Below are 26,828 nucleotides of genomic sequence, written 5' to 3'. Positions count from 1 at the left end.
CTCCCGCCCCATGCAACCCGTTGCGGTCGGCCAGCGTTAGCGCTTTAGCGCTTACGCTGGCCCCATGCATATGTATGCGATTGCTCGTCGCTTCAGTTGCGCACCGGCTTACCGGTCTGCAGCATGCCCATGATCCGCTCCTGCGTCTTCTGGGTGCCGAGCAGATCGACGAACGCACGACGCTCGAGTTGCAGCAGCCATTCTTCATCGACGAGACTGCCCGCTTCCACGTCGCCGCCACACACCGCTTCCGCGATGCGGCTGGCGATCAGGAAATCATGCTCGCTGATAAAGCGCCCATCGCGCATGTTGACGAGCGATGCCTTGATGGTCGAGATCGCCGAGCGGCCCGCGACCGGCACCTGCGTCACCCGCAGCGGCGGACGATAACCCGCCGCCGCCAGCGCGCGCGCTTCCTTCTTCGCGACGTCGAGCAACTCGAACACGTTGAAGACGATCGTATCGGACGGCTTCAGATAACCCATCGTGCGGGCATCGAGCGCGGACGCCGAGACCTTCGCCATCGCCGCGTTCTCGAACGACTTCTGCACAAACTTCAGCAGATCGGTGGTCGCGCCGACCTGGGTAGCAGCTTCCGCCGCGCGCAGCGCCGCTTCTTTCAGGCCGCCGCCCGCCGGCACGAGACCCACGCCGACTTCCACGAGACCCATATAGCTTTCGATGTGCGCAACCCGCTTCGCGCTGTGCAGCGCCAGCTCACACCCGCCGCCGAGCGCGATGCCCGACACCGCCGAGATCACCGGCACGCTTGCATACTTCACGCGCAGCATGCCTTGCTGGAACTTCTGCACGAACGGCTCGATGCCCTTCGCGCCGCCCATCATGAACGCGGGCAGCGCCTCTTCGAGGTTGGCGCCCGCCGAGAACGGGCCGCCCGGCGTGCCGAGCTTCAGCGACGTGGGCTGCCACACCACGAGGCCCTTGTAGTCCTTTTCCGCCAGTTCGATCGCCTGCGTCAGACCGTCGATTACCGACGGTCCAATCGTGTTCATCTTGCTCTTGAACGACACGATCAACACATCGTTCTCGCCCGCGCGATCGTCGACCCATGCGCGCACGGCATCGGTTTCGAACAGCGTCTTGCCGTAGGTCTTCGGATCGGCCGTCGTGTCGCCGACCAGCGGTGCACGGAACACCTGCCTGTCATACACGGACAGCGACGAGCGCGGCACAAAGGTCTTCGAAGCCGGCGACCACGACCCTTCGTTCGTATGCACGCCGCCCTTCTCCGCGACCACGCCTTCCAGCACCCACGACGGCAGCGGCACGTTCGACAGCGCCTTGCCCGCCGCGATGTCTTCCTGCACCCACTCGGCGACCTGCTTCCAGCCGGCCGTCTGCCAGCCTTCGAACGGGCCTTCGTTCCAGCCGAAGCCCCAGCGGATGGCCAGATCGACGTCGCGCGCGTTGTCGGCGATCGACTCCAGATGCACGCCGATGTAGTGATACACGTCGCGGAAAATCGCCCACAGGAACTGCGCCTGCGGATGCTCCGATTCGCGCAGCAGCTTCAGACGCTCCGCCGCTGGGCGCTTCAGGATGCGGCCGACCAGTTCGTCCGCCTTCGCGCCGCCGTCGACGTACTCGCCCGTCTTCGGGTCGAGCACCTTGATCGCCTTGCCTTCCTTCCTGTAGAAGCCGCCGCCCGTCTTCTGACCCAGCGCGCCCTTCTTCACCAGTTCGGCCAGCACGGCCGGCGTTTCGTAGACCGGGAAGAACGGGTCGTCCTTCAGCGTGTCCTGCATCGTCTTGATGACGTGCGCCATCGTGTCGAGTCCGACCACGTCGGCGGTGCGGAACGTGGCCGACTTCGCGCGGCCCAGACGCGCGCCGGTCAGGTCGTCCACTTCGTCGAAACGCAGGCCGAACTTCGCGGCTTCCGTGATGACGGCGAGGATCGAGAAAATGCCGACGCGGTTGGCGATGAAGTTCGGCGTGTCTTTCGCGCGCACGACGCCCTTGCCGACCACGCTCGTCAGGAACGTTTCGAGTTGGTCGAGAATTTCCGGACGCGTCGTCGCGGTCGGGATCAGTTCGACCAGATGCATGTAGCGCGGCGGATTGAAGAAGTGCACGCCACAGAAGCGCGCTTTCAGTTCAGCCGGGAAGCCTTCCGACAAAGCCGTGATCGACAGACCCGACGTGTTGGTCGCGAAGATCGCGTTCGGCCCGATGTGCGGCGCGACCTTCTTGTACAGGTCGTGCTTCCAGTCCATGCGTTCGGCGATCGCTTCGATCACGACGTCGCATTCGGCGAGCTTGGCGATGTCGTCGTCGTAATTGGCGGGCTGGATGTACTGCGCGTCGTCCTTCACGCCGAACGGCGCCGGCGACAGCTTCTTCAGATTCTCGATCGCCTTCAGCGCGATCGCGTTCTTCGGGCCTTCCCTGGCCGGCAGATCAAAAAGAAGCACAGGCACCTTGGCGTTGATCAGGTGCGCTGCGATCTGCGCGCCCATCACGCCGGCGCCGAGCACGGCTACCTTGCGAATGATCAGATTGCTCACGTCGTTCCTCCGGAGAGTTGTGCGGATGTCGCGAAGCGTCGAGGATGCTTCGCGATGTATGGCTTGAGCCAGGCGGGAATCAGGCGCCGCGGTTTCGATACGCGCGGCGCCTGTACCTCGATGTGTGTTTGCGTCGGGCTTAGAACAGCGCTTCTTCGACGTCCATCAGCGACTTCGAACCGGCGCGCGCCTGACGGATCGTCATCGCCGTTTCCGGCAGCAGCTTCGCGAAGTAAAAGCGCGCGGTGGCGAGCTTCGCCTTGTAGAACGGATCGCCCGACGCTTCCTTGTCGAGTGCGATACGCGCCATGCGCGCCCAGAAGTACGAGAACACCAGATGGCCGACGGTGCGCAGATACGGCACGGCTGCGGCGCCGACTTCGTCCGGGTTTTGCATCGCCTTCATGCCGATTTCCATCGTCAGCTTCTGCACCTTGTCGCCGATGTCGGCAAGCGGGTTCACGAACTCCTGCATCTCCGGCTTGATGCCTTCGGCTTCGACGAACTCCGTGACCAGCTTGCCGAACTTCTTCATCTTCGCGCCCATGTCGCCGAGAATCTTGCGGCCCAGCAGGTCGAGCGCCTGAATCGCATTGGTGCCTTCGTAGATCATGTTGATGCGCGCGTCGCGCACGTACTGCTCCATGCCCCACTCGGCGATGAAGCCGTGGCCGCCGTAGATCTGCATGGCGTGATTGGTGCCTTCGAACGCGTTGTCCGACAGGAACGCCTTCAGGATCGGCGTGAGCAACGCGACGAGGTCGGCTGCTTCCTTGCGCACCGCTTCGTCGCCGTGCGACAGTTCCTTGTCGATATGCAGCGCGGACCAGTACGAGAACGCACGCGCGCCTTCGGCGTAGGCCTTCTGCGTGAGCAGCATGCGGCGCACGTCCGGGTGCACGATAATCGGGTCCGCCGCTTTTTCAGGCGCCTTCGGGCCGGTCAGCGAACGCATCTGCAGACGCTCTTTCGCGTACGTGAGCGAGTTCTGATAGGCGATTTCGGTCAAGCCGAGGCTCTGCATGCCGACGCCCAGGCGCGCGGCGTTCATCATCACGAACATCGCGTTGAGACCCTTGTTCGGCTCGCCGACGAGCCAGCCCTTCGCGTTGTCGAGATTGATCACGCAGGTCGCATTGCCGTGAATGCCCATCTTGTGCTCGATCGAACCGCACTTCACGCCGTTGCGCTCGCCGGGCTCGCCCGCTTCGTTCGGCACGAACTTCGGCACGATGAAGAGCGATATGCCCTTGGTGCCCTTCGGCGCATCCGGCAGACGCGCGAGCACAAGGTGAACGATGTTTTCCGCGAGATCGTGTTCGCCGCTGGAAATGAAGATCTTCGTGCCGCTGATCGCGTACGAGCCGTCGCTATTCGGCTCGGCCTTGGTGCGCAGGATGCCGAGGTCGGTGCCGCAATGCGGTTCGGTCAGACACATCGTGCCGGTCCACACGCCGGCAACCAGCTTCGGCAGATAACGCTGCTGCAACTCGGGCGTGCCGTGCGCGTGCAGGCATTCGTACGCGCCGTGCGAGAGACCTGGATACATCGTCCACGCCTGATTCGCCGAGTTCAGCATTTCGTAGAGCGCGTTGTTGACGAATGCGGGCAGCCCCTGCCCGCCGTATTCCGGATCACAGCCCAGTGCCGGCCAGCCGGCCTCGACATACTGTTGATAGGCTTCCTTGAAACCCTTCGGCGTGGTCACGACGCCGTCGCCGGCATACGTGCAGCCTTCCTGATCGCCGCTATGGTTGAGCGGGAACAGCACTTCGGAGCAGAACTTGCCGGCCTCTTCGAGCACGGCGTTGATCGTGTCGGCATCGAGATCCGCGTGCTTCGGCATCTGCTTGATCTCGGCTTCCACGTTGAGCAGTTCGTGCAACACGAATTGCATGTCGCGCAGCGGCGCGGCGTACTGTCCCATGACTCTCTCCAAAGTTTGACAAGAAGCCAGGCCGTTAGCTGAGTCCGTGGACCGGAACCTTCTGCGCCGCTGAATCCGGTTGGTACCCGACGACGTTGCTAACGGCTTTCGCTTTGATACGAAACAATCAATTTTTCCAGCGCGGCCCACGTGAGAGGCACCGCATCCGGCAGGTGCAGGAAGCGCGCATCGTGATGCAGGCCGAGCGTGAAGCTGTACAGTTCGAAAAGCATCAGCTGCGGATCGGTGTCGGCGCGCAGATGCCCTTCTTCCATTGCCTGCGAAATCGCGCGGGTAAGCGCCGCACGCCAGATCGTCACGCTCGACACCAGTTGCTCGCGCACCGGGTTGTCCGCGCGGTCGTCGTATTCGACGGCGCCGCTGATGTAGATGCACCCGGTGGTGACTTCCTGAATGCGCTTCTCGATCCAGCGGGAAATCATCGCGCGCAAGCGCGGCAAGCCGCGAGGCTCGCGCAAGCTCGGGAAAAACACCTCGTCTTCGAAACGATGGTGATATTCGCGCACGACTTCGACCTGCAAATCCTCGCGCGACCCGAAATGCGCGAACACTCCGCTTTTGCTCATCTGCATGCGCTCAGCCAGCAGGCCGATCGTCAGACCTTCCAGTCCGTCGCGGCTTGCCAGATCGAGTGCTGCGTCGAGAATTGCGACGCGCGTTTGTTCGCCTTTTCGCATAGCTGTTTTTTACCGTTCTAATGTGACCGAAAGAAAATCGAACGGCCGTACTATTATTGAGTGCCGCCGTCCGCGAAACAAGGACTTTATTAGAAACCGGTTTCTAACCTGGTTTCAATTCTGCGACATCCGTCCATCAGAGGAATCAGATTTTTTAGAGGCGTTTGCCTTGAGACAGGTATTGCCATGCAGAATGCTTGCGTCTCCGTGATTGTCGCAGCCGGCCGACATGATGCCGCAGATCGGCGCGAATCCAGGAGGGTTTGATGGGTGTGGGGCGGGTGGCGGTTGTCGCTGCGCAACGGGCGCGGTGGTTGGAGGAATGGCGGTGTGTCTGGCGCCGATCAGAATAGCCCGACGGCGGGAGCGCCGCGCCGATGCGGACATGCTCGCGCGGAAGCCGTCATTCGTCCAATGGGAATCTCTGCTGCAACGCAATGGCGACCCGCGTCAGCACTTCGTCCCAATCGCCGCGCTGCGTCTGCGTGAAAAGACGCAAGCCGGGATACCACGGACTGTCGTCGCGGCCGCGTAGCCAGCGCCAGCAGCCCGCGAATCGGTTCAGCAACCAGACCGGCTTGCCCATCGCGGCGGCAAGATGCGCGACCGAGGTGTCGACGGAAATCACCAGATCGAGATTGTCGATCAGCGCCGCGGTCTCCGCAAAGTCGGCGAGTTCATCGGTCCAGTCGGTCAGACGTGCCTTGCTGGCAGCGTCGGCGAGCTTCGCGGGGTCATCGGTCTTTTGCAGACTGACCCAGCGCACCTGCCTCAGCGCGAGCAGCGGCGCGATCTGCGCGACCACGAGGCTGCGCCGCCGGTCCACCGCAATGCCCGAATGGCCGCCCGCCCACACGACGCCGACACGCGGCAAATGCGCGGCGGGCAGCGCTTCCAGGCGCGCGCGCCAATGGGCGGCGCGCGCGGCGTCGGCATGCAGATACGGCAGCGCGCTCGGGATCGTAGCGAGCCGTGTGCCGAACGCCATCGGCAGGGACATCAGTGGGCAGTAGCAATCCCAGCGGCTCAGATCGGAAGGCACGCCATCGAACAGCTGGAGGTCCGGCCAGCGCTCGCGCAACGACCGCTCGTACAGGCGGCGCAACGGCGGCGGGCACACGTAGCCCACCTGGGAAAAACGCTCGAGCGCCATCGGCAGGTAGCGTACGAACTGCAGACTGTCGCCATAGCCCTGTTCGTCGAGGACGAGCAGGTGTTCATTGGACTGCAGCCCGTTACGTCGAATTTGAATCGCAGCCGATGGGCGCTCGCCGGACCATCGCGGCAAAGCCACTTGCACAGGCTTCTGCGCGGGTCGTCCGTCGGACAGTTTGAAGCTGACCCAGCGGTCTTCGAAATACGGCCACGCCTCTTCGTAGCGACCCGCGGCGAGCAGCACGATCGCCAGATTGTTGCGGGCGACGAGGTTCGCAGGCGCCAGTTCGAGGGCGCGCCGGTAGTGCCGCTCGGCCTCTTCCAGCGCGCCGAGATCCGCATGGATGCGCCCCAGATTGTTGTGCGCGGCCGAGTGTTCAGGGTCAATCTCGAGCGTGCGCCGGTAGCTGAGCGCGGCGTCTTCGAGACGTTCGAGATGTTGCAGCGTCAACGCGAGGTTGTAGTGCAGCGCCGAGAAATCCGCCTGCAGCGCGAGCCCTTGCCGCAGGCTCTCGAGCGCGCCCGGATAGTCGCCGAGTTTGAGCCGGATCGCGTAGAGCGTGTTGTACAGGATCGGTTCGGGACGAATCCGGATTGCGCGTTCGAGCAAGTGCTGCGCGCTTTGCGTATCACCGCGAGCAAGTGCGAGCAGTCCTTGCAAATGAATTGCGCCGACATGCTCGCCGTCCTCGCCGAGGATTCGATCGACGAGTGTGCGCACCGCATCGAAGCGGCCGGCCTGATAGGCGGCTATGGCCTCGTCGTGAAGGCTCGATGTGTCGACGGATTCGGCTGGCTGGCGAACAGACATGATTGACGAACGAGCGAGCGCGCGTGATGCACGGGCCGGTCGCTATAAACGACGCAGGTGAACCGGCAAACACCGCTTGATCAGGGAAAGTGTCAGCGGTGCATCTCATACACGAGGCCGCTCGACTCTATCGAACGAAGATTATGTTTGAGCAGCGGCAGGGAGTCTTTAGGAGCGCTCTGAAACGCGTTATGCACCGTGCTTTGCATTGATGTGGCGCACGGCACGACGGGGTTGCATCTGAGCGATGCGACGGTCGGCCTTGCGGAGTGCGTGCGAGATTGCCGCCCCGTGTATTGCCGTGTTCGGAAATGGCGGCGCTTCGCCGCTTACGCTTGAATTCGCCATCCGCGTTTGCGCCTGCCGGACCGGGCCCTGTCCCGCCGCAGCCGGCCCTTGCGCCGCTACCGCCTAATCGTACCCACCCACCGTCAACAGCTTCATCGCCACCCGATAGCTCGTGTAAGCCAGCCAGTTGAGCGCCCGCTCGACGACCGGACGCGATTCGTAATGCGCCTTGTCGATACGGCGCGAATCCTTGAACGCATCGAGTATCGCCTCGCGCAGCGCCTGGGTCGACACGTCGTTCACCAGCACCACATTCGCTTCGTTGTTGAGCATCAAACTCAGCGCATCGAGGTTCGACGAACCCACGGTCCCCCAGTTCGAATCGACCACCGCGACCTTGCCGTGCAGCAGCGTCTTCTCGTACTCGGCGATCTGCACGCCGGACCTGAGCAACGCGTGATAAAGAAACGGCACGGCGTAGTCCAGCGCCTTGAACTCCTTGCGCCCAATGATCAGCTTCACCACGACGCCGCGGCGCGCGGCGAACACCAGCGCACGCCGCAGCTTGCGCCCCGGCATGAAGTACGGATTGGCGAGCAGGATCTCGTGCCGCGCCTGGCCGATTGCGGCCAGATACGCCTTCTCGATCGCGCGTCGGTTGATCAGGTTGTCGCGCGCGACGAACGCCACACACGGCTGCCCGCCTGCCCACAACTGCTCGTTGCGGCGACGTCGGCGCCGCCGCAAACTGCCGAGCGACGCGGACGTGTGCGTGCCGAGGTCCGGTTCCAGGGCCTCGATCGGCCGATGCCCGAGTTGAATCCGGCGCCACTGCAGCTCGAACGCCTGACGGACGTCGGCGACGACCGGTCCGTGCAGCTCGACCGCGAAGTCCCAGCGCCGGTAAGGCAGGGTCTCGCCGTTGTTCTCGTAGTCGTCGACGATGTTGATGCCGCCGCAATACGCAAATTGATCGTCGATGACCGCGAGCTTGCGGTGCGTGCGCGAAAAGCCGAACCGGCCGAACAGATGCGGGTTGTAGATGCGATGATCGATGCCGGCCGGCGTCCATTCGTTGAACATCGGCAGACGCGCGGTGCCGATGCCGTCGGTGATCACGCGCACTCTCACGCCGCGCGAGGCCGCGCGCAGCAACGCCGCGCTGACTTCCTGGCCGGCGGCGTCGTCACAGAAGATATAGGTTTCCAGAACGACGTCGCGCTGCGCGGCATCGACACGCTCGATCAGCGCGTCGAAAAAATCGTCGCCCGAGCGCAGCAGCCTGACGTCGTTGTCACTGGTGAAGCGATAACGCTGCCAATAGCGCCGGCCAAGCAGCGTGTGCCGCAGCCGCGAGAAACGGCCGCCTGCGCTCATCGGCCACGCTCCGCGGCAGGGACGCCTGCCGCGCGGGCGGCAAGCCGCCTTGGCAACTGCAGAATGGCGTCCGCATTCGACGACGAGAAGCAGCGCGAGGCCGCCTCTTCATGCGGCAGCCACAGAAACGCGGTGTGCTCGCGCGGCGCCAGCGTCACCTCGAGCTGCTCCGGCACCTGCACGCTGAACCAGTGCTCGGTGTTGTGGATCACGCCTTCGGCATAGCGATGGCGGAACTCCGGGTAGATCTCGTATTCGATCGAATACTGCCAGTCGAACAATGCGCTGTCAGGCACCTGCGCGCCGCCGATCACGATGCCGGTCTCCTCGGCCACTTCGCGCACCGCCGTTTCGACGAGCGGTTCATCGAGCCGATCCTTGGAACCCGTCACCGATTGCCAGAACCCCGCATGATCGGCGCGCTCGATCAGCAGCACGTCGAGCGCGGGCGTATGAATGATGACGAGGACGGATTGAGGAATTTTCGGCGGTTTCGGCATGGTGTAAAAACTGGGCGCAACGCTTGCGCGGTACATGTCGGCACAGAGTGCAATGAGCGGTCGAAAGCGGTTGCTTCGACTGTAACGCAAAAAATGAAAAAGGCGCATGCGCGCCTTTTTCGTTTGCTCCTGCTGTCGTTTTCAGACAGCACTCACTTGCACTTGCCTCAAGCCTTCGGCTCAGGCGTACGCAGACGGATGTGCAGCTCGCGCAACTGGCGCTCGTCCACTTCGCTCGGCGCCTGCGTGAGCAGGCACTGTGCGCGTTGCGTCTTCGGGAACGCGATCACGTCGCGGATCGAATCGGCGCCGGCCATCATCGTGACGATGCGGTCCAGACCGAACGCGATACCGCCGTGCGGCGGCGCGCCGTATTGCAGCGCGTCGAGCAGGAAGCCGAACTTGGCTTGCGCTTCTTCCGCGTTGATCTTCAATGCGCGGAACACCTTGCTCTGCACTTCTTCACGGTGGATACGCACCGAACCGCCGCCGATTTCCCAGCCGTTCAGCACCATGTCGTAGGCTTTCGCGAGGCAGCGCGCCGGGTCCGTTTCGAGGTACTCGAGGTGCTCGTCCTTCGGGCTCGTGAACGGGTGATGCGCGGCGACGTAGCGGTTGTCTTCCTCGTCGTATTCGAACATCGGGAAGTCGATCACCCACAGCGGCTTCCAGCCGGATTCGACGAGACCGTTGGCCTTGCCGAATTCCGAATGGCCGATCTTCAGACGCAGCGCGCCCAGGCTGTCGTTCACCACCTTCGCGCGATCCGCCGCGAAGAAGATGATGTCGCCGTCTTGCGCGCCGGTGCGCTCGATGATCGCCTTGACCGCTTCGTCGTGCAGGTTCTTGACGATCGGGCTCTGCAGACCGTCACGGCCCTTCGCCACTTCGTTGACCTTGATCCACGCGAGACCCTTCGCGCCGTAAATGCGCACGAATTCCGTGTAGCTGTCGATGTCGCCGCGCGAGAGTTCGCCGCCCTTCGGCACGCGGATCGCCGCAACGCGGCCGTCCTTCGTGTTGGCCGGCGTGCTGAACACCTTGAAGTCGACGTCCTTGACCGCGTCCGTCAGGTCGGTGAATTCGAGCTTCACGCGCAGGTCCGGCTTGTCCGAGCCGAAGCGGCGCATCGCTTCCGAATACAGCATGACCGGGAATTTTTCGTCGAGCGAGACGCCGATCGTTTCCTTGAACACGTGACGGATCATCGCTTCGAACAGATCGCGGATTTCCTGTTCCGACAGGAACGAGGTTTCGCAGTCGATCTGCGTGAATTCCGGCTGACGGTCCGCGCGCAGGTCTTCGTCGCGGAAGCACTTGACGATCTGGTAGTAGCGATCGAAGTTCGCCACCATCAGCAGCTGCTTGAACAGCTGCGGCGACTGCGGCAGCGCGAAGAACTGGCCCGGGTTCGTACGCGACGGCACGAGGTAGTCGCGCGCGCCTTCCGGCGTGCTCTTCGTGAGCATCGGCGTTTCGATGTCGATGAAGCCTTGCGCGTCGAGGTACTTGCGCACTTCGATCGCGACGCGGTAACGCAGACGCAGGTTGTGCTGCATCTGCGGACGACGCAGGTCGAGCACGCGGTGCGTGAGACGCGTGGTTTCCGACAGGTTGTCGTCGTCGAGCTGGAACGGCGGCGTGATCGAGGCGTTCAGCACGATCAGCTCGTGGCACAGCACTTCGATCTTGCCGCTCTTCAACGCGGCGTTGGTCGTGCCTTCCGGACGGCTGCGCACGACACCCTTGATCTGCAGGCAGAACTCGTTGCGCACGCCTTCGGCGGCCTTGAACATCTCCGCGCGATCCGGGTCGCAGACGACCTGAACGAGCCCTTCGCGATCGCGCAGGTCGATGAAGATGACGCCACCATGGTCGCGGCGGCGGCTCACCCAGCCACACAGCGAAACGGTTTGGCCCAGCCGTTCTTCGGTCACCAGACCGCAGTATTCAGTTCTCATCGACATGATGTTTGTCTTTCGTTTTGCATTGGTTGAACGGCGCGCGGCAGTTTGAAACTGCGTGAAACCTTGCGCACCGGCATTACAGCGGAGGCTCGACGGTCGTGCGGCGCACCGGCGCCGGCGGCGCGGACGGCGCCACGACGCCCATCGAGACGATGTACTTGAGCGCGGCGTCGACCGTCATGTCGAGTTCGATCACTTCGCTCCTGGGCACCATCAGGAAGAAGCCGGACGTCGGGTTCGGCGTAGTCGGCACATAGACGCTGACGTAGTCTTCTTTCAGGTGGTTGACCACGTCGCCACCCGGAATCCCGGTCAAAAATCCGATCGTATAGGAGCCGCGGCGCGGGTACTCGATCAGCAGCGCCTTGCGGAACGCATTGCCGCTGCTCGACAACAACGTGTCGGACACCTGCTTGACACTGGTGTAAAGCGGGCCGACCACCGGAATGTGAGCGACCAGCAGTTCCCACCACTTCACGAGCTTCTGCCCAATGAAGTTCTGCGTCAACAGCCCGACGACAAAGATGAACGCGAGCGTGAGCACTGCCCCGAGGCCGGGCAGGCGATAGCCGATTGCGCGCTCCGGCTGCCACGAGGTCGGCAGCAGCAACAGCGTCTGGTCCATCGTGCCGATGATCAGGCCGAGCACCCACAGTGTGATGGCCAGAGGCACCAGCACCAGCAGGCCGGTCAGAAACACCGATTTGAGCGTCGTCTTTTTCGTCGTCATGTGTACCGCCAGAAGACCGCGCGGGCCGAGGCACGACGCGCGGTGTGTGCGCCGCCCATCAGGGCGGCAGTCCCACTAGGCGCTGCCGGCACCGCTCGAGCTTGCCGAGGCGGCCGGTGCGGCAGCAGGCGCGGCCGGTGTAGCGGCTGCGCTCGATGAACCGGTTGCGGCCGTACCGTTGGCCGAGCCCGTATCGGATTTGGCGGCGCCGTTACCGACGGCCACCGTGTTCTCGCTCGCGCCATTCGACGCGCCGTTCGCGTCGGACGTGGCCGGCGCGCTCGCGCCGCTGTTGCCACCGCGGAAATCGGTCACGTACCAGCCGGAGCCCTTCAACTGGAACCCGGCGGCAGTGACCTGCTTGCGAAAGGTGTCTTTCCCGCATTCGGGACACTGCGTCAGCTGAGCGTCGCTCATCTTCTGAAGCACGTCTTTCCCGAAGCCGCATGACTCGCAACGATAAGCGTAGATCGGCATGAACTTTTCCTACTGAAATCGTGTAAACGCTTGCAAAGCCTTGAATTATAGCCGCAAACGATATCCGTTCCGTGGATTTCGGGAACCGATGCTCGACGCGACCGCCGTTGCGGTAAATTGGGGCGGCCGCGTTCGAATCAAGTGCGCCGGGCCGTGGCCGGGCATGACGGCGCACCCTTACGGACGTCGGCGCCAGGTGAGCCAGCGCTCACGTCCGGCGAAAACGGCAATCGAATCGGTCACGGCGTCGTCTTCGATCAGCTCGAAGTACGGCGTGAGCAGCGCATCGAGTTCGGTGCGATCGATACCGAACGGCGGCCCCTTGGGCGTCGCGCCGATGAAATAGAAACCCGCGAGCAGCGCGCCGCCGGGCAGCAGCTCCGCCATCCGGCAAGCGTAGTCGGTGCGGCGTGCAGGCGGCAGCGCACAGAGGAACGCACGCTCGTAAATCCAGGCGGGCGTAAACGGCGGCTCATAGGTGAAGAAATCCGCCTGCTCCACCAGTTGCGCGTGTTGCGCGCCCAGTTGCTCGTGCGCCGCCGCGACGGCGGCCGGCGAGAAGTCGATTGCGCGGACCGGGTTGCCGTGCCCAGCTAGCCAAACGGCTTCGTAGGCGCTGCCGCAGCCCGGAATCAGCACCGCGGCACCGCTGTGCCGCGCGGCGAACGCGCGAAACGCGGTGGGCACGCCCGCCTGATCCCACGGCATGAAACCGCGCTCGAAGCGCTCGTCCCAGAACGCGGGCGAGTTGGGGTCGCGCGTCGAGAAGTCGGGTGCGGTGGGTTGGGTCGGATCGCTCATCGGATGCCTCGCATGGGTCTTAATTACCCGCCATAAGCCAGCGCCAGAAACGCCCGCGCCAGCACCGCGCCGACGCCTACCGCCACGCCGAACAGCAATAGCCCTTGCAGCAGCCGGTTGGTGCGCTTCTGCTCGAGCAGGATCTGGCGAATCATGTCGTCGTTTGCGCCGCGCGTGTTGTCGTGCCGCTCGGCGAGCACGTGATGGATCAGGCGCGGCAACTGCGGCAGCGTCTTGCTCCACTGCGGCGCCTCGATCTTCAGGCGCTCGTACCAGCCGCGCACGCCGATCTGCTCGTTCATCCAGCGTTCCAGATAGGGCTTGGCGGTCTTCCACAGGTCCAGCTCCGGATCGAGCGAGCGGCCGAGCCCTTCCACGTTCAGCATGGTTTTTTGCAGCAACACCAGTTGAGGCTGGATTTCGACGTTGAAGCGGCGCGAGGTCGAGAACAGGCGCATCAGCACCTGGCCAAGCGAAATGTCCTTCAGCGCGCGGTCGAAATACGGCTCGCACACCGCGCGGATCGCGCTTTCGAGTTCTTCGACGCGGGTAGTCGGCGGCACCCAGCCCGACTCCAGATGCAGCGTGGCGACGCGGTGATAGTCGCGCTTGAAGAACGCGAGAAAGTTCTGCGCGAGGTAGTTCTTATCGAAATCCGACAGCGCGCCGATGATCCCGAAGTCAAGCGCGATATAGCGGCCGAAGTGCGCGGGATCGAGACTCACCTGAATGTTGCCCGGGTGCATGTCGGCGTGGAAGAAACCGTCGCGGAACACCTGGGTGAAGAAAATCTCGACGCCTTCGCGCGCCAGCTTTGGAATGTCGACGCCCGCCGCGCGCAGCGTCTCGACCTGGCTGATCGGCACGCCGACCATGCGCTCCATCACCAGCACCGTGGGCGTGCAGAACTCCCAGTACATCTCCGGCACCAGCAGCAGGTCGAGACCGACGAAGTTGCGCCGCAACTGGCTGCCGTTGGCCGCCTCGCGCATCAGGTCGAGTTCGTCGTGCAGGTATTTGTCGAATTCGGCGACCACCTCGCGCGGCTTCAAACGCTTGCCGTCGGCCCATAGTCGCTCGGCCCATACGGCGATGTCACGGAGCAATGCGAGATCGGAGTCGATCACGGGCAGCATGTTCGGGCGCAGCACCTTGACTGCAACCGCCTTGCCCGCATGCTGGCCGGCCTTCACCTTCGCGAAGTGCACCTGCGCGATCGACGCGCTCGCCACCGGCACCCGCTCGAAATCGTCGAACAGTACGTCGACCGGCGCGCCGAGCGACTTCTCGACCAGCCCGATCGCCACCGCCGAATCGAACGGCGGCACCTGATCCTGGAGCTTCGCCAGTTCGTTGGCGATGTCCACCGGCAGCAGATCGCGCCGGGTGGACAGCACCTGGCCGAACTTGACGAAGATCGGCCCGAGGCTTTCGAGCGCGAGCCGCAAGCGCACGCCCGGCGGCGCGTCGAACTTGCGGCCGATCGTGGTGACACGCAGCAGCAGACGCACGCGCCGGTCGTTGATGCGACCGAGCATCATCTCATCGAGACCGAAACGGATGACCGTGAAAAATATCTTGAGGAAACGCAGAAAACGCATAGTTGTGCCCGGTGACTAGCGCGTGCCGCGCGACATGGCGGCGCCGCCCGGCGCATTCGCGCCGCGGGCTTCGACCTTCTGTTCAAGACGCTCGATGCGTTTTTCCACGCGCGCCAACGCGTCGCGCGCGCGGGCCAGTTCGACGTTGAAATCTTCGAGCGCGGTACGGCGCACCAGTTGCGGATTTTCATCGAGCAGATATTCGGCGGCCGTGTCGAGCAGGTTGCGGCCGGTGCGTTGCACATGCTGGCCGACCGTGCGCACCACCGACGCAACCCGCCACGCCGGACCGTCGCCAATCAGCTTTGCCAGATCTTCTTCCGGCTCCCAGCGCAGATGCTCGGCGAGTTTCGCGATCACGGTGGCGAACTCGGCGTCGCCTTCGATCTTCACGTGCTTCATGACGGCGGCCTGGCCGCCTTGCACGAAGGCAGGCAATGCGTCGGACGGCACCGAGACGGTCACGTCGAACTGGTGCGTTTCGGTTTCGCCGACCGCGCCCAGATAGCCGTCGGGTTGCACCAGCAGCGTCAACACGACCGGTGGACACGACAGGCGCGCGATCTTGCCGGCGTAAGGGGCGAGGCGCTCACGAGCCCACGATTCGCGGGCGAGCAGATGATTGACAGCAGCAGCGAAGGGCTTGGCGGCGAGGGTCATCGAAAGTGGCAAGAAAAAACCCGCGCGAACGAGGTGCTCGCGCGGGTTCCTATTGTAACGTCCGTTCGCTTCGCGGCCTGCTATGCCGAACGGCCAACGCTATGCGCAAAATCAGGAAGAGCCGTACCGCCCGGCTCTATCCAGCTCACAGTTCAGTGCTGCGCCACCTGCTGGATGCCGGCCAGCAGCCACCCTTCGCCGGCGCGGTTCGCCTTGGACAGATTCCAGACTTCGACGAACGGCTCGGCTGCCGCGCCCGGTGCTTCGCGAAGCAGGCCGGAGAAGCGCACGCTGGCGAAGTATTCATTCGCGCGCTCTTCGACGCCCAGCAACTCGGCGTTCAGTTGCACCACGTCCGTCTGGTTGGACTCCGTGCCGCGCGAAGCGAGGTCGACCCGCACTTCGGCGAACATTTCCGGCGTGGTGAATTCGCGGATGTCCTCGACGTTGCCGACGTCCCATGCGGCTTGCAGGCGCACGAAGTACACCTTGGCATTACGCAGGAACGCGTCCGAATCGAAACCGGCAGGCACCATGGGCATCGGGTTGATGGTCGGCGTGCTCAGCGGGTTGCCCTGCGGCTCGAGATACGAGCCGGTGGGCGGCGCGCTGTAGCGCGGCTCCTGGCTATAGCCGGTGCCGCCCGCGTTCAGCGACGGCGAAGCGCCCGCGTACGCCGCTTGCGCCGTATCGCGCTTGCGGCCCGTGAAGCGGCGGATCAGCCAGATGACGACCATCGCGATCAACGCGATGATGATGACGTTGGCCATCATGCCGGCAAACGCTTCGCCCATGCCGAAGTGCGACAGCAACGCGGCGATGCCGAGACCGGCGGCGAGACCCGCGATCGGCCCGAGCCAGCGGTTGCGGTTAGGCGCGGCAGGCGGCGTCGGCGTCGGTTGCGCGCGCTGCTGCTGCATGGCCTGATTGTTTTGGGCAGGTTGCGACGGCGTCGCCTGCTGCTGCTGAACCGTGTTCGACTGACGGCCGATGCTACGGCCACCACCCATGCGGCGAGCTTCCGCATCGAGCGAAGCGAGCGTGCCGGCCATGATCAGACCGACCATCGCGATCAGTCCGATTCTTCTCGCCAGCGAACGCCCAACCTTACGAGTAGATAACACACCTGAATCGGACATTTTCGTACTTTCCTTTAAAAATCGATGGGTTAGGAACCCTAGTATTTGGTCCCCACATGTAAAGCTACCACGCCAGCTGACAAATTGTAATATTTGACGCCGTCGAGACCTGCTTGTTCCATCATTGTTTTTAAAGTTTCCTGATCCGGATGCATCCGGATCGATTCCGCAAGGTACTGATAACTCTCGGCATCTTTAGCAAAGCGCTCACCCAGCCACGGCAGCACCTTAAAAGAATAGACGTCGTAGACCTTTTTGAGCGGATCCCACACCTTCGAAAATTCCAGCACCAGCAGACGGCCCGCCGGCTTCAGCACGCGGCGCATCTCAGCCAGCGCGACATCCTTATGCGTCATGTTGCGCAAGCCGAATGCCACGGTCACTACATCGAAGTAGTTGTCGGGAAAGGGAATTTTCTCGGCGTCGCAAAGCAGCGCCGGGGTGATGACGCCCTTGTCCAGCAGCCGGTCGCGGCCCACGCGCAGCATCGATTCGTTGATGTCGGTGTGCCAGACTTCGCCGGTCTCGCCGGCCTGTTTCGCGAAAGCCTTCGACAGATCGCCCGTGCCGCCCGCGATGTCGAGCACCTTATAGCCCGGCCGCACGTGCGCCTGGGCGATCGTGAACATCTTCCACGCCCGGTGCAACCCGCCCGACATCAGGTCGTTCATCAAGTCGTAGTTAGCGGCAACCGAGTGGAACACGCCCGCCACCTTCTGCGCTTTTTCCTGTTCGTCGACCGATTGAAAGCCGAAGTGGGTTTTGCTCATCGCGCTCGTCCTTTCGCGTATTCTGAAATGTTGCGCCGCATCGGTGCGGCGATCGGGGCGAATCGTATCAGTGACAGTGGCCGTGCGCAGCGCCTGACGGCACCATCGGCGTATCGCGGTCGACACCCGCCGCTTGCAGTTTGGCGAGATAGTCGCGCCAGAGTTCATCCTGGCGGACCGCCATGTCGTACAGCAGGTCCCACGAATAGATGCCGGTAGCGTGCCCGTCGGAGAACGTCGGCTGCAGCGCATAGTTGCCGACACCTTCGATCATCGTGATCGTGACCTCGCGCTTGCCGGTCTGCAGCGTTTCCTGGCCGGGCCCGTGGCCCTGCACTTCCGCCGACGGCGAATACACACGCAGCAGCTCGAACGGCAGGCGATACGATTCGCCGTTTGCGTACTGCAATTCGAGCACACGCGATTTCGAATGCACGACGACGCCGGTCGGCACGGGGGTTTCGGGAGTCAGTCCGCTCATGATGGACTCGCAAGAAAACGCAGGGCCGCCTCAGGTTTTCGCCCCTAGGGGCTTGGGGCGCGCGACGCGTTGGGTTAGGGGCGCTCAGCTAAGAGCTTGTTCGATTTCCTGCCGCACGGCTTCGCGCAGCAAGGTGGCTTGCGCGCGGCGCGACGACAGCATGGCTTCGGACACCGTGCGCTGGCGCGGCGCCCAGATGGCCAGTGGAAAGTGAGCGTCGTTCGAAAAACGCGGAATCACGTGCCAGTGCACGTGTGGCACCTGGTTGCCGAGGCTCGCCAGATTCACCTTGACCGGCTGCATGACACGCCGGATCGCGCGTTCGACCGCATACACGGCCTTCATCACGCGATCGCGGTCGTTCACGGCGAGATCGGAGAACTCGGCCACGTGGGTGTTCCAGATCACCCGGCAAAAGCCCGGGTAATCAGGTTCGTCGGCCAGGACGACACGCAAGGTATCGTCCTGCCACAGCACATCGCCGCCTTCTTCGCGGCAAAAAACGCAGTCCATCGTCGTCCTCAGGCAAAAATCGTCAGTCGTGCCATTAAACCAGCACGCGCTCGATTCCGCCATTGTTCGCCCGTTGGACGTAATCCGCCATCCAGTCTTCGCCCAGCACGTGGCGCGCCATCTCGACGACGATGTAGTCTGCCTCGGTGCCCGCATCCTCGTTGTAGCGCGACAGGCCTTGCAGGCACGACGGGCAGCTCGTGAGGATCTTGACGTCGGTGACGCCGTTCGGCTGCGGACCGTCGCCGGCCTTCAACACCGAGCCGTTCGGCGCACCCGCCGCACCGGCCGAAGCATTGGCCGGATTGATCGCGTTCGCACCTGCTTCGGCCACGAGCGGAATGCCGCGCAGCTTGGCCGCGCCCTTACGCATCTCTTCTTCCTTGCGGAAGCGCACCTGTGTCGAAATGTCAGGGCGTGTGACCGCGAGTGTGCCGGATTCGCCGCAGCAACGATCGTTCTTCTCGATCTTGTAGCCGTCCTTCTCCGAACCCATCAGCTGGTTGACCAGCTTGACCGGGTCCATCGTCTTGATCGGCGAGTGGCACGGGTCGTGATACATGTAGCGCACGCCGTTCACGCCTTCGAGCTTGATGCCCTTCTCCAGCAGGAACTCGTGGATGTCGATGATCCGGCAGCCCGGGAAAATCTTCTCGAATTCGTAACCGGCGAGCTGGTCGTAACACGTGCCGCACGACACCACGACCGTCTTGATGTCGAGATAGTTCAGCGTATTGGCGACGCGGTGGAACAGCACGCGGTTATCCGTGACGATCTGTTCAGCCTTGTCGTACTGGCCCGAGCCGCGCTGCGGATAGCCGCAGCACAGGTAGCCCGGCGGCAGCACGGTTTGCACGCCCGCTTCCCACAGCATGGCTTGCGTAGCCAGTCCCACCTGCGAGAACAGGCGCTCGGAGCCGCAGCCCGGGAAGTAGAACACCGCTTCCGTGTCGGCCGTGGTCGTCTTCGGATTGCGGATGATCGGGACGATCTTGTTGTCCTCGATATCGAGCAGCGCGCGCGCGGTTTTCTTCGGCAGATTGCCCGGCATCTTCTTGTTCATGAAGTGGATCACCTGCTGCGTGACCGCCGGCTTGCCGACCGTGGCCGGCGGATGCGCCGTCTGCTTCTTCGCGAACTTCTTCAGCACTTCGTTGCCGAGCCGCTGCGCCTTGTAGCCGACGCCCATCATCGCGGTGCGCGCGAGGTTGATGGTCTGCGGGTTGGTCGCATTCAGGAAGAACATGCCTGCCGCGTTGCCCGGGTTGAACTTCTTCTTGCCCATCTTGCGCAGCAGGTTGCGCATGTTCATGGTCACGTCGCCGAAGTCGATCTTCACCGGGCACGGCGTCACGCATTTGTGACAGACGGTGCAGTGATCGGCGACGTCGTTGAACTCGTCCCAGTGCTTGATCGACACACCGCGGCGCGTCTGCTCTTCGTACAGGAACGCCTCGACCAGCAGCGACGTAGCGAGAATCTTGTTGCGCGGGCTGTACAGCAGGTTCGCGCGCGGCACGTGGGTCGCGCACACCGGCTTGCACTTGCCGCAGCGCAAGCAGTCCTTGATCGACTCGGAAATCGCGCCGATGTCGGACTGCTGCATGATCAGCGATTCATAGCCCATCAGGCCGAAACTCGGCGTGTAGGCGTTGCGCAGGTCGGCGCCTTCGAGCAGCTTGCCCGCATTGAAGCGGCCATGCGGATCGACGCGCTGCTTGTACGCGCGGAATTCGCCGATCTCATCCTCGGTCAGGAATTCGAGCTTGGTGATGCCGATGCCGTGCTCGCCGGAAATCACGCCGTCGAGCGAACGCGCGAGCTTCATGATGCGTGCGACCGCGGTGTGCGCGTCCTGCAGCATCTCGTAGTTGTCGGAGTTGACCGGCAGGTTCGTGTGCACGTTGCCGTCGCCCGCGTGCATGTGCAGCGCGACGAACACGCGGCCGCGCAGCACCTGCTTGTGGATCGCCTGGGCTTCGTCGAGGATCGGCTTGAACTCGCCGCCGTTGAAGATCTGCCGCAATTCGGCGCGGATCTCCTGCTTCCACGACACGCGGATCGTGCGGTCCTGCGTGATGTGGAACACGGTCGCGTCGGGTTGCTGGTCGGCGCGGTCGGCGAATTTTTCCGCGAGGCCCTCGTAGCCGAGGCCGACCAGATAGTGCTGCGCCTCGCGCACCGACAGGTCGAGCTTGTCGCGCAGGAACTCCCAGCGAGTGCGCACACGCGTGAGCAGATCGAGCGCCTGCTGCACGCGGTCTTCGAGCAGTTCGGCGCTGGGGATTTCGTTGGCGTCGTCGCTCTTGCCGAGCGGCAGCTTGCCGCCCTTGAAGAACGCTTCGAGCGCGTCGACCAGTTGCAGCTTGTTCTTGATCGACAGCTCGATGTTGATGCGCTCGATGCCGTCGGTGTACTCGCCCATGCGGTCGAGCGGGATCACCACGTCTTCGTTGATCTTGAACGCGTTGGTGTGCTTCGCGATCGCGGCGGTACGGCTGCGGTCGAGCCAGAAGCGCTTGCGTGCCTCGGCGTTGACCGCGACGAAGCCTTCGCCGCTCTTGCCGTTGGCCATCCGCACGACTTCCGAGGTGGCTTGCGCCACTGCATCCGCGTCATCGCCGACGATGTCGCCGATCAGCACCATCTTCGGAAACGCATTGCGCTTGCTCTTGGTCGCGTAGCCGACCGCGCGCAAATAGCGCTCGTCCAGATGCTCGAGGCCCGCGAGAATCGCGCCGCCCTGGCGCGACGTCTCGAACAGGTAGTCCTTGATCTCGACGATGCTCGGAATTGCCTCGCGCGCCTGGCCGAAGAATTCGAGGCAGACGGTGCGCGTATGCGCGGGCATCTTGTGCAGCACCCAGCGCGCGGACGTGATCAGGCCATCGCAGCCTTCCTTCTGCACGCCCGGCAGGCCGGCGAGAAATTTGTCGGTGACGTCCTTGCCGAGACCTTCCTTGCGGAACACGCGGCCCTTGATGTCGAGCGCTTCGGTTCGCAGCAGCTTTTCGCCCGGCGCGTAGTTGCCGTCGAACCACTTGAGCTCGAAACGCGCGACTTCGATGTCGTGAATCTTGCCCATGTTGTGGTCGAGGCGCGTGACTTCGAGCCAGTTCCCTTCCGGGTCGACCATGCGCCACCACGCGAGGTTGTCGAGCGCCGTGCCCCACAACACCGCTTTCTTGCCGCCCGCGTTCATCGCGACGTTGCCGCCGACGCAAGACGCATCCAGCGAGGTCGGATCGACCGCGAACACGAAGCCGGCCTGCTCGGCCGCTTCGGTCACGCGGCGCGTCACGACGCCCGCGCCGGAGAAGATCGTCGCGACCTTGCGGTCGACGCCCGGCAGCTGGGTCATCTCGACCGCGCCGAGCTGTTCGAGCTTTTCGGTATTGATGACGGCCGAGAACGGCGTGAGCGGCACCGCGCCGCCCGTGTAGCCGGTGCCGCCGCCACGCGGAATCACGGTCAGCCCGAGCTCGAAACACGCCTTGATCATGCCGGCAATTTCGGCTTCGGTATCCGGCGTGAGCACGACAAAGGGGTATTCGACGCGCCAGTCGGTCGCGTCGGTCACGTGCGACACACGGGACAAACCGTCGAACTTGATGTTGTCTTTTTCCGTGACTTTGCCCAGCACCTTCGTCGCGCGACGGCGCAGATCGTAGGTCTTCTGGAACTCGCTCGCGAAATCGTCGACCGCGCGGCGCGCGGCCTGGACCAGCGTTTCGACGCGCGCGGCGCGATCCACGCCGGCCTCGTCCCCGTGTTCCGTCAGATCGGCGCGGCGGCGCTTCTCGATCTCCGACAGACGGTGATGCAGCGCTTCGATCAACTGCGCGCGGCGCTTCGGATTGTCGAGCAGGTCGTCCTGCAGGTAAGGATTGCGGCGTACGACCCAGATGTCGCCGAGCACTTCGTACAGCATCCGCGCCGAACGGCCGGTGCGGCGTTCCGCGCGCAGTTCGGCGAGGACCGCCCACGCGTCGTCGCCAAGCAGGCGGATGACGATTTCGCGGTCGGAAAACGACGTGTAGTTATAGGGAATTTCGCGCAGGCGCGCTTCGGGATCGGCGGCCACCGTAGCGGCGGCCCCGTGCGGATCGAAAACTTGAGGTGCGTTCATGTTCGGACGACTCGGTAGATCAACCGGGCGCGCTCTTCGGGAGGCGTCGGCTGACGGTGCGCGTGGGGCGCAATGCCTGAAATCTTTCTATAGGGGAGCGAAGCACGACCGACGGCCTACCCACATCGGTCGCTTCGCGGCGCTCAGATATAACTACACGATCGTGCGTGGCGGACGTGACGCTCCGCCGCGGGACAAGACTCGCGCGGGACGGGCATCAAGTGAGCGATCCGAGGCTGCCAGTGCATCTTCCGATCCTTATTCCAAAATGGAATTCTACCGCATGATTCCGCCACGCGTTGACGGCTGCAATCGGAGCAGCAGCGGGGCTTCAGGCGTTTTCACACTGGGAGCGCATGAAGTCGATTTGCCGACCGGTCGGTCGGGTGGCCCCGCGCGAACGCACCCGACGCGCTTGCGAGACCGTCGCGGCGCTGCCGGGCGGATCGGGCGGAAAGGCCTGAGCGGGCACCGTTGGCGCTATCATTGACCCTTTCCCGTCTCACAACGCGCACCGCGCCACCCGCATGGCTTCCCACGACTACCTGAAAAAAACCCTGACCGCACGCGTCTACGACGTGGCCCGCGAAACCGAACTGGAACGCGCGCCGAATCTGTCGGCGCGGCTGCGCAATCCGGTGTATCTGAAGCGTGAGGACAACCAGCCGGTGTTCTCGTTCAAGCTGCGCGGCGCGTACAACAAGATGGCGCATATTCCGGCTGAAGCGCTGGAGCGTGGGGTGATCACGGCTTCGGCAGGCAATCACGCGCAGGGTGTCGCGTTGTCGGCGGCACGCATGGGTGTGAAGGCGATCATCGTGGTGCCGGTGACGACGCCGCAGGTGAAGGTCGATGCAGTACGTGCGCATGGTGGGCCGACGGTCGAAGTGGTGCAGTTCGGCGAGTCGTATAGCGACGCTTACGGCCATGCGGTCAAACTGCAGGAAGAGCGCGGCCTGACCTTCGTGCATCCGTTCGACGATCCGTACGTGATCGCGGGCCAGGGCACCGTGGCGATGGAAATTCTCAGCCAGCATCAGGGGCCGATCCACGCGATCTTCGTGCCGATCGGTGGCGGCGGGCTCGCGGCGGGCGTGGCCGCGTATGTGAAATCGGTGCGCCCGGAGATCAAGGTGATCGGCGTACAGACCGACGATTCGTGCGCGATGGCCGCCTCGCTCAAAGCGGGTGAGCGCGTCACACTGAACGAAGTGGGCCTGTTCTCGGACGGCACGGCGGTGAAACTGGTCGGTGAAGAAACCTTCCGCCTGTGCAACGAATATCTGGACGACGTGCTGCTCGTGAACACCGACGCGCTGTGCGCCGCAATCAAGGACGTGTTCCAGGACACCCGCAGCGTGCTCGAACCGGCAGGCTCGCTGGCTGTTGCCGGCGCCAAGCAGTATGCCGAGCGCGAAGGCATCGAGAACCAGACGCTGATCGCGATCACGTCGGGCGCGAACATGAACTTCGATCGCATGCGCTTCGTCGCCGAGCGTGCTGAAGTCGGCGAGGCGCGCGAAGCAGTGTTCGCGGTGACGATCCCCGAAGAGCGCGGCAGCTTCAGGCGTTTCTGCGAACTGGTCGGCACGCGCAGCGTCACCGAGTTCAACTACCGGATCGCGGACGCGAACTCGGCGCATATCTTCGTCGGCGTGCAGATCAGAAACCGCAGCGAATCCGCGCAGATCGCGGGCGCCTTCGAAGCCCACGGCTTCGCCACCGTCGACCTGACCTTCGACGAACTCTCGAAGCAGCACATCCGCTACATGGTGGGCGGCCGCTCGCCGCTCGCGCATGACGAACGCCTGTTCCGCTTCGAGTTTCCCGAGCGGCCGGGCGCGCTGATGAAGTTCCTGTCGTCGATGGCGCCGAACTGGAACATCAGTCTGTTCCACTATCGCAACCAGGGCGCGGACTACAGCTCGATCCTCGTCGGCATCCAGGTGCCCGCGAGCGAGACCGAAGCGTTCGAACGTTTTCTCGCCACGCTCGGCTATCCGAACTGGGAAGAGACGCAAAACCCGGTGTACCGGCTGTTTCTGGCATAACAAGGACTGAAACGCGCAGATGGCTCTCTCGCTCGCCGACAAACTGGTGGTGGCAATCTCCTCGCGCGCGCTGTTCGACTTCGAAGAAGAGAACCGTGTGTACGAAGAAGGCGACCTGCACACCTACGAAGCGTTGCAACGCGACCGGCTCACCGTGCCCGCCAAACCAGGCGTTGCGTTTGCGCTGATCCGCAAGCTGCTCGCGCTTAACGCCGGCGGGCATCGCGTCGAAGTGGTGATCCTGTCACGCAGCGATCCGATCAGCGGATTGCGCGCGTTTCATTCGTGCCGCGAACACGGGCTGGCGATCGAGCGCGGCGTCTTCACGCGTGGACGCGCGCCTTTCGGCTATCTGAAGCCGCTGAACGCATCGCTGTTTCTGTCCGCGAATCAGCAGGACGTGCGCGACGCGCTGGCCGCCGGATTTCCGGCTGCACGCGTGTTGCCCGAATCGGCGAAAATGGCGAGCAAGTATCCCGACGAAATCCGCATTGCGTTCGACGGCGACGCCGTGCTGTTTTCCGACGAAGCGGAACGCGTGTTCCAGAAAGACGGCCTGCGCGCCTTCGTCGGCCACGAGATTCACAACAAGGACTTGCCGCTCGCGGACGGTCCGTTGAAGCCGTTGCTCGAAGCGCTGCACCGGCTGCAAAAACTCGCGGATGAAGCCGCACCGATGCATATTCGTACGGCATTGGTGACGGCGCGCTCGGCGCCCGCGCATGAGCGCGCGATCCGCACCCTGATGGCGTGGAACATCGAAATCGACGAAGCGATGTTCCTCGGCGGCCTCGACAAGAGCGCATTCCTGCGCGAGTTCGAGCCGGACTTTTTCTTCGACGACCAAATTGGCCACTGCGAATCGGCCCGCGTCGTGACGGCGACCGGACACGTGCTAAGTGGCATCGTGAATGCATCATGACACCCGAACAATCTCCGCTGGGTAAGGTCTCCACTTACACCGAACAATACGACGCATCGCTGCTGTTTCCGATCGCGCGAAAAAACGCGCGCGAGGCGATCGGCATTGGCGCGCAGTTGCCGTTTTTCGGCACGGACATCTGGAATGCTTACGAGCTGTCCTGGCTGAACGCACGCGGCAAACCGCAGATCGCGGTGGCGACCTTTTTCGTACCGGCCGACTCGCCCAATATCGTCGAGTCGAAGTCATTCAAGCTGTATCTGGGCTCGTTCGCGCAGACGGCGTTCGAGTCGATGAACGTGGTGCGCGACACGATCCGGCGCGACGTCTCCGCTTCCTGCGGCGCGACGGTGTCGGTTCATCTGGCCGCGCCGTATGAATTCGGCAAGCTGCAGATGGAAGAATTCGAAGGCTTGTCGCTGGATCGGCTGGATCTGGATACCGACGTTTATCACCCGGACGCGTCGCTGCTGAGCGCGGCGCACGATGAAGCGCCGGTCGAGGAAACGCTGTTTTCCAACCTGTTGAAGTCGAACTGTCCCGTGACCGGTCAGCCCGATTGGGGCAGCGTGCAGATTCACTACGTCGGCCCGCAGATCGATCATGCGGGCTTGCTGCGCTACATCATCTCGTACCGCAATCACACCGGCTTCCACGAGCAGTGCGTCGAGCGGATTTTTATCGACGTGCTGAAGGCCTGCAAGCCGGTCAAGCTCGCGGTGTATGCACGCTATACGCGGCGCGGCGGGCTGGACATCAACCCGTTCCGCACCAACTACAACCTGCCGATGCCGGACAACGTGCGCCTCGCCCGGCAGTAACAACGACGCGTTTCGCCGCAGGTCCAGTCAACCGCGGCGAACGCAACGCCTCAAGCCGTCGGCTTCTTATACGCGACGCAATCCACTTCCACCTTGCAGTCGATCACCATCGACGACACCACACAGGCGCGCGCCGGCGGATTCTCGCCGAAGTATTCGCGGAACACCTTGTTGAACGACGCGAAGTCACGCGGATCGTCGAGCCACACACCGCAGCGGACCACATGCTCCGCGCCGTAGCCCGCTTCCTTCAGAATGGCGAACACGTTCTGAATCGCCTTGTGCGATTGCTCGACGATGCCGCCATTGATCACTTCGCCGTTTTCCATCGGCGTTTGACCGGACACGAAGAGCCAGCCGTCCGCTTCGACCGCACGCGAAAACGGCATATGCTGACCGCCCGTTCCCTTTCCGCCTTCAACGCCATAACGCTTCATCATCACACTCCTTAAAAAGTCCGGCACGCGCCCGGCACCAGCGCC

General features: G+C 63.4%; 21 protein-coding genes. 3 read left to right on the top strand and 18 right to left on the bottom strand.

Features of this window, described 5'->3' with window-relative positions; all coding sequences use genetic code 11:
- Window positions 1–92 precede the first annotated feature (92 nt).
- From ACZ9H4_RS04800 to ACZ9H4_RS04720, 17 genes are all read right to left on the bottom strand, one after another.
- On the bottom strand, window positions 93–2,528 hold the full coding sequence (locus ACZ9H4_RS04800) for a 3-hydroxyacyl-CoA dehydrogenase/enoyl-CoA hydratase family protein (protein ID WP_476118357.1): 2,436 nt from the start codon (window positions 2,526–2,528) through the stop codon (window positions 93–95).
- Between the two features lie 139 nt (window positions 2,529–2,667).
- Entirely contained in the window at window positions 2,668–4,455 is a 1,788-nt protein-coding gene (locus ACZ9H4_RS04795; RefSeq protein WP_408143277.1) for an acyl-CoA dehydrogenase C-terminal domain-containing protein, read from the bottom strand.
- 98 nt (window positions 4,456–4,553) lie between these two features.
- Entirely contained in the window at window positions 4,554–5,153 is a 600-nt protein-coding gene (locus ACZ9H4_RS04790) for a TetR/AcrR family transcriptional regulator (RefSeq protein ID WP_408143275.1), read from the bottom strand.
- Between the two features lie 403 nt (window positions 5,154–5,556).
- Window positions 5,557–7,119, bottom strand: coding sequence for a tetratricopeptide repeat protein (locus ACZ9H4_RS04785; RefSeq protein WP_476118356.1), 1,563 nt, complete (start codon window positions 7,117–7,119; stop codon window positions 5,557–5,559).
- Window positions 7,120–7,530: 411 nt separating this feature from the next.
- Window positions 7,531–8,784, bottom strand: coding sequence for a cardiolipin synthase ClsB (gene clsB, locus ACZ9H4_RS04780; RefSeq protein WP_476118355.1), 1,254 nt, complete (start codon window positions 8,782–8,784; stop codon window positions 7,531–7,533).
- The gene (gene nudB, locus ACZ9H4_RS04775; RefSeq protein ID WP_476118354.1) at window positions 8,781–9,284 is read right to left on the bottom strand and encodes a dihydroneopterin triphosphate diphosphatase; all 504 of its coding nucleotides are present in this window, start codon (window positions 9,282–9,284) and stop codon (window positions 8,781–8,783) included. The genes clsB and nudB overlap by 4 nt, the downstream gene beginning before the upstream one ends.
- A gap of 167 nt (window positions 9,285–9,451) precedes the next feature.
- Window positions 9,452–11,251, bottom strand: a complete 1,800-nt coding sequence (aspS, locus tag ACZ9H4_RS04770; protein ID WP_121316515.1) for an aspartate--tRNA ligase — start codon at window positions 11,249–11,251, stop codon at window positions 9,452–9,454.
- 76 nt (window positions 11,252–11,327) lie between these two features.
- Window positions 11,328–11,981, bottom strand: coding sequence for a DUF502 domain-containing protein (locus ACZ9H4_RS04765; protein ID WP_408143267.1), 654 nt, complete (start codon window positions 11,979–11,981; stop codon window positions 11,328–11,330).
- Between the two features lie 75 nt (window positions 11,982–12,056).
- A complete protein-coding gene (locus ACZ9H4_RS04760; RefSeq protein WP_476118353.1) occupies window positions 12,057–12,458 on the bottom strand; it encodes an FmdB family zinc ribbon protein in 402 nt (133 codons plus the stop codon).
- 177 nt (window positions 12,459–12,635) lie between these two features.
- Window positions 12,636–13,259, bottom strand: a complete 624-nt coding sequence (locus tag ACZ9H4_RS04755; RefSeq protein ID WP_408143264.1) for a class I SAM-dependent methyltransferase — start codon at window positions 13,257–13,259, stop codon at window positions 12,636–12,638.
- Between the two features lie 23 nt (window positions 13,260–13,282).
- Window positions 13,283–14,860, bottom strand: coding sequence for a ubiquinone biosynthesis regulatory protein kinase UbiB (gene ubiB / locus ACZ9H4_RS04750; protein WP_408154646.1), 1,578 nt, complete (start codon window positions 14,858–14,860; stop codon window positions 13,283–13,285).
- A 15-nt stretch (window positions 14,861–14,875) separates the two neighbouring features.
- Window positions 14,876–15,520 carry a ubiquinone biosynthesis accessory factor UbiJ gene (locus ACZ9H4_RS04745; RefSeq protein ID WP_175166130.1) on the bottom strand — a complete coding sequence of 215 codons (645 nt, stop codon included), beginning with the start codon at window positions 15,518–15,520 and terminating at the stop codon, window positions 14,876–14,878.
- Window positions 15,521–15,672: 152 nt separating this feature from the next.
- Window positions 15,673–16,659, bottom strand: coding sequence for a Tim44 domain-containing protein (locus ACZ9H4_RS04740; protein ID WP_408143260.1), 987 nt, complete (start codon window positions 16,657–16,659; stop codon window positions 15,673–15,675).
- 38 nt (window positions 16,660–16,697) lie between these two features.
- Complete coding sequence (gene ubiE / locus ACZ9H4_RS04735) at window positions 16,698–17,429, bottom strand: bifunctional demethylmenaquinone methyltransferase/2-methoxy-6-polyprenyl-1,4-benzoquinol methylase UbiE (protein ID WP_408143258.1); 732 nt, start codon at window positions 17,427–17,429, stop codon at window positions 16,698–16,700.
- A 67-nt stretch (window positions 17,430–17,496) separates the two neighbouring features.
- Window positions 17,497–17,910 carry a gamma-butyrobetaine hydroxylase family protein gene (locus ACZ9H4_RS04730; RefSeq protein ID WP_408143256.1) on the bottom strand — a complete coding sequence of 138 codons (414 nt, stop codon included), beginning with the start codon at window positions 17,908–17,910 and terminating at the stop codon, window positions 17,497–17,499.
- Between the two features lie 84 nt (window positions 17,911–17,994).
- The gene (locus ACZ9H4_RS04725; protein WP_408143254.1) at window positions 17,995–18,423 is read right to left on the bottom strand and encodes an HIT family protein; all 429 of its coding nucleotides are present in this window, start codon (window positions 18,421–18,423) and stop codon (window positions 17,995–17,997) included.
- Window positions 18,424–18,457: 34 nt separating this feature from the next.
- Complete coding sequence (locus tag ACZ9H4_RS04720) at window positions 18,458–22,552, bottom strand: DUF3683 domain-containing protein (RefSeq protein WP_408143252.1); 4,095 nt, start codon at window positions 22,550–22,552, stop codon at window positions 18,458–18,460.
- A 485-nt stretch (window positions 22,553–23,037) separates the two neighbouring features.
- Here ACZ9H4_RS04720 and ilvA point away from each other — a divergent pair, with 485 nt between their 5' ends.
- From ilvA to queF, 3 genes are read left to right on the top strand one after another with little or no spacing between them, the layout of a single operon-like run.
- Window positions 23,038–24,603 (top strand): threonine ammonia-lyase, biosynthetic, encoded by a 1,566-nt coding sequence (gene ilvA, locus ACZ9H4_RS04715; RefSeq protein WP_476118650.1) that lies wholly within the window; start codon window positions 23,038–23,040, stop codon window positions 24,601–24,603.
- 19 nt (window positions 24,604–24,622) lie between these two features.
- Window positions 24,623–25,525 (top strand): 5'-nucleotidase, encoded by a 903-nt coding sequence (locus ACZ9H4_RS04710; protein WP_408323041.1) that lies wholly within the window; start codon window positions 24,623–24,625, stop codon window positions 25,523–25,525.
- Window positions 25,522–26,346, top strand: a complete 825-nt coding sequence (gene queF / locus ACZ9H4_RS04705) for an NADPH-dependent 7-cyano-7-deazaguanine reductase QueF (RefSeq protein WP_476118352.1) — start codon at window positions 25,522–25,524, stop codon at window positions 26,344–26,346. The genes ACZ9H4_RS04710 and queF overlap by 4 nt, the downstream gene beginning before the upstream one ends.
- A 50-nt stretch (window positions 26,347–26,396) precedes the next feature.
- Here queF and ACZ9H4_RS04700 read toward each other — a convergent pair whose 3' ends face one another.
- Window positions 26,397–26,783: a RidA family protein gene (locus tag ACZ9H4_RS04700; RefSeq protein ID WP_168670017.1), complete on the bottom strand. Its 387-nt coding sequence runs from the start codon at window positions 26,781–26,783 to the stop codon at window positions 26,397–26,399.
- Window positions 26,784–26,828 lie beyond the last annotated feature (45 nt).

The sequence above is a fragment of the Paraburkholderia sp. TE9906 genome, assembly GCF_056279605.1.
This window is presented reverse-complemented; position numbering and strand designations above follow the sequence as displayed.

Excerpts from the sequence above, each read along its gene's own strand:
- ACZ9H4_RS04740 (WP_408143260.1), bottom strand. The coding sequence starts at position 16,659 with ATGTCCGATTCAGGTGTGTTATCTACTCGTAAGGTTGGGCGTTCGCTG.
- ACZ9H4_RS04755 (WP_408143264.1), bottom strand. The coding sequence starts at position 13,259 with ATGAGCGATCCGACCCAACCCACCGCACCCGACTTCTCGACGCGCGAC.
- ubiB (WP_408154646.1), bottom strand. The coding sequence starts at position 14,860 with ATGCGTTTTCTGCGTTTCCTCAAGATATTTTTCACGGTCATCCGTTTC.
- ACZ9H4_RS04730 (WP_408143256.1), bottom strand. The coding sequence starts at position 17,910 with ATGAGCGGACTGACTCCCGAAACCCCCGTGCCGACCGGCGTCGTCGTG.
- ACZ9H4_RS04760 (WP_476118353.1), bottom strand. The coding sequence starts at position 12,458 with ATGCCGATCTACGCTTATCGTTGCGAGTCATGCGGCTTCGGGAAAGAC.
- aspS (WP_121316515.1), bottom strand. The coding sequence starts at position 11,251 with ATGTCGATGAGAACTGAATACTGCGGTCTGGTGACCGAAGAACGGCTG.
- ACZ9H4_RS04745 (WP_175166130.1), bottom strand. The coding sequence starts at position 15,520 with ATGACCCTCGCCGCCAAGCCCTTCGCTGCTGCTGTCAATCATCTGCTC.
- ACZ9H4_RS04720 (WP_408143252.1), bottom strand. The coding sequence starts at position 22,552 with ATGAACGCACCTCAAGTTTTCGATCCGCACGGGGCCGCCGCTACGGTG.
- ACZ9H4_RS04795 (WP_408143277.1), bottom strand. The coding sequence starts at position 4,455 with ATGGGACAGTACGCCGCGCCGCTGCGCGACATGCAATTCGTGTTGCAC.
- ACZ9H4_RS04710 (WP_408323041.1), top strand. The coding sequence starts at position 24,623 with ATGGCTCTCTCGCTCGCCGACAAACTGGTGGTGGCAATCTCCTCGCGC.
- ACZ9H4_RS04790 (WP_408143275.1), bottom strand. The coding sequence starts at position 5,153 with ATGCGAAAAGGCGAACAAACGCGCGTCGCAATTCTCGACGCAGCACTC.
- queF (WP_476118352.1), top strand. The coding sequence starts at position 25,522 with ATGACACCCGAACAATCTCCGCTGGGTAAGGTCTCCACTTACACCGAA.
- ubiE (WP_408143258.1), bottom strand. The coding sequence starts at position 17,429 with ATGAGCAAAACCCACTTCGGCTTTCAATCGGTCGACGAACAGGAAAAA.
- ACZ9H4_RS04785 (WP_476118356.1), bottom strand. The coding sequence starts at position 7,119 with ATGTCTGTTCGCCAGCCAGCCGAATCCGTCGACACATCGAGCCTTCAC.
- ACZ9H4_RS04765 (WP_408143267.1), bottom strand. The coding sequence starts at position 11,981 with ATGACGACGAAAAAGACGACGCTCAAATCGGTGTTTCTGACCGGCCTG.
- clsB (WP_476118355.1), bottom strand. The coding sequence starts at position 8,784 with ATGAGCGCAGGCGGCCGTTTCTCGCGGCTGCGGCACACGCTGCTTGGC.
- ACZ9H4_RS04700 (WP_168670017.1), bottom strand. The coding sequence starts at position 26,783 with ATGAAGCGTTATGGCGTTGAAGGCGGAAAGGGAACGGGCGGTCAGCAT.
- ACZ9H4_RS04725 (WP_408143254.1), bottom strand. The coding sequence starts at position 18,423 with ATGGACTGCGTTTTTTGCCGCGAAGAAGGCGGCGATGTGCTGTGGCAG.
- nudB (WP_476118354.1), bottom strand. The coding sequence starts at position 9,284 with ATGCCGAAACCGCCGAAAATTCCTCAATCCGTCCTCGTCATCATTCAT.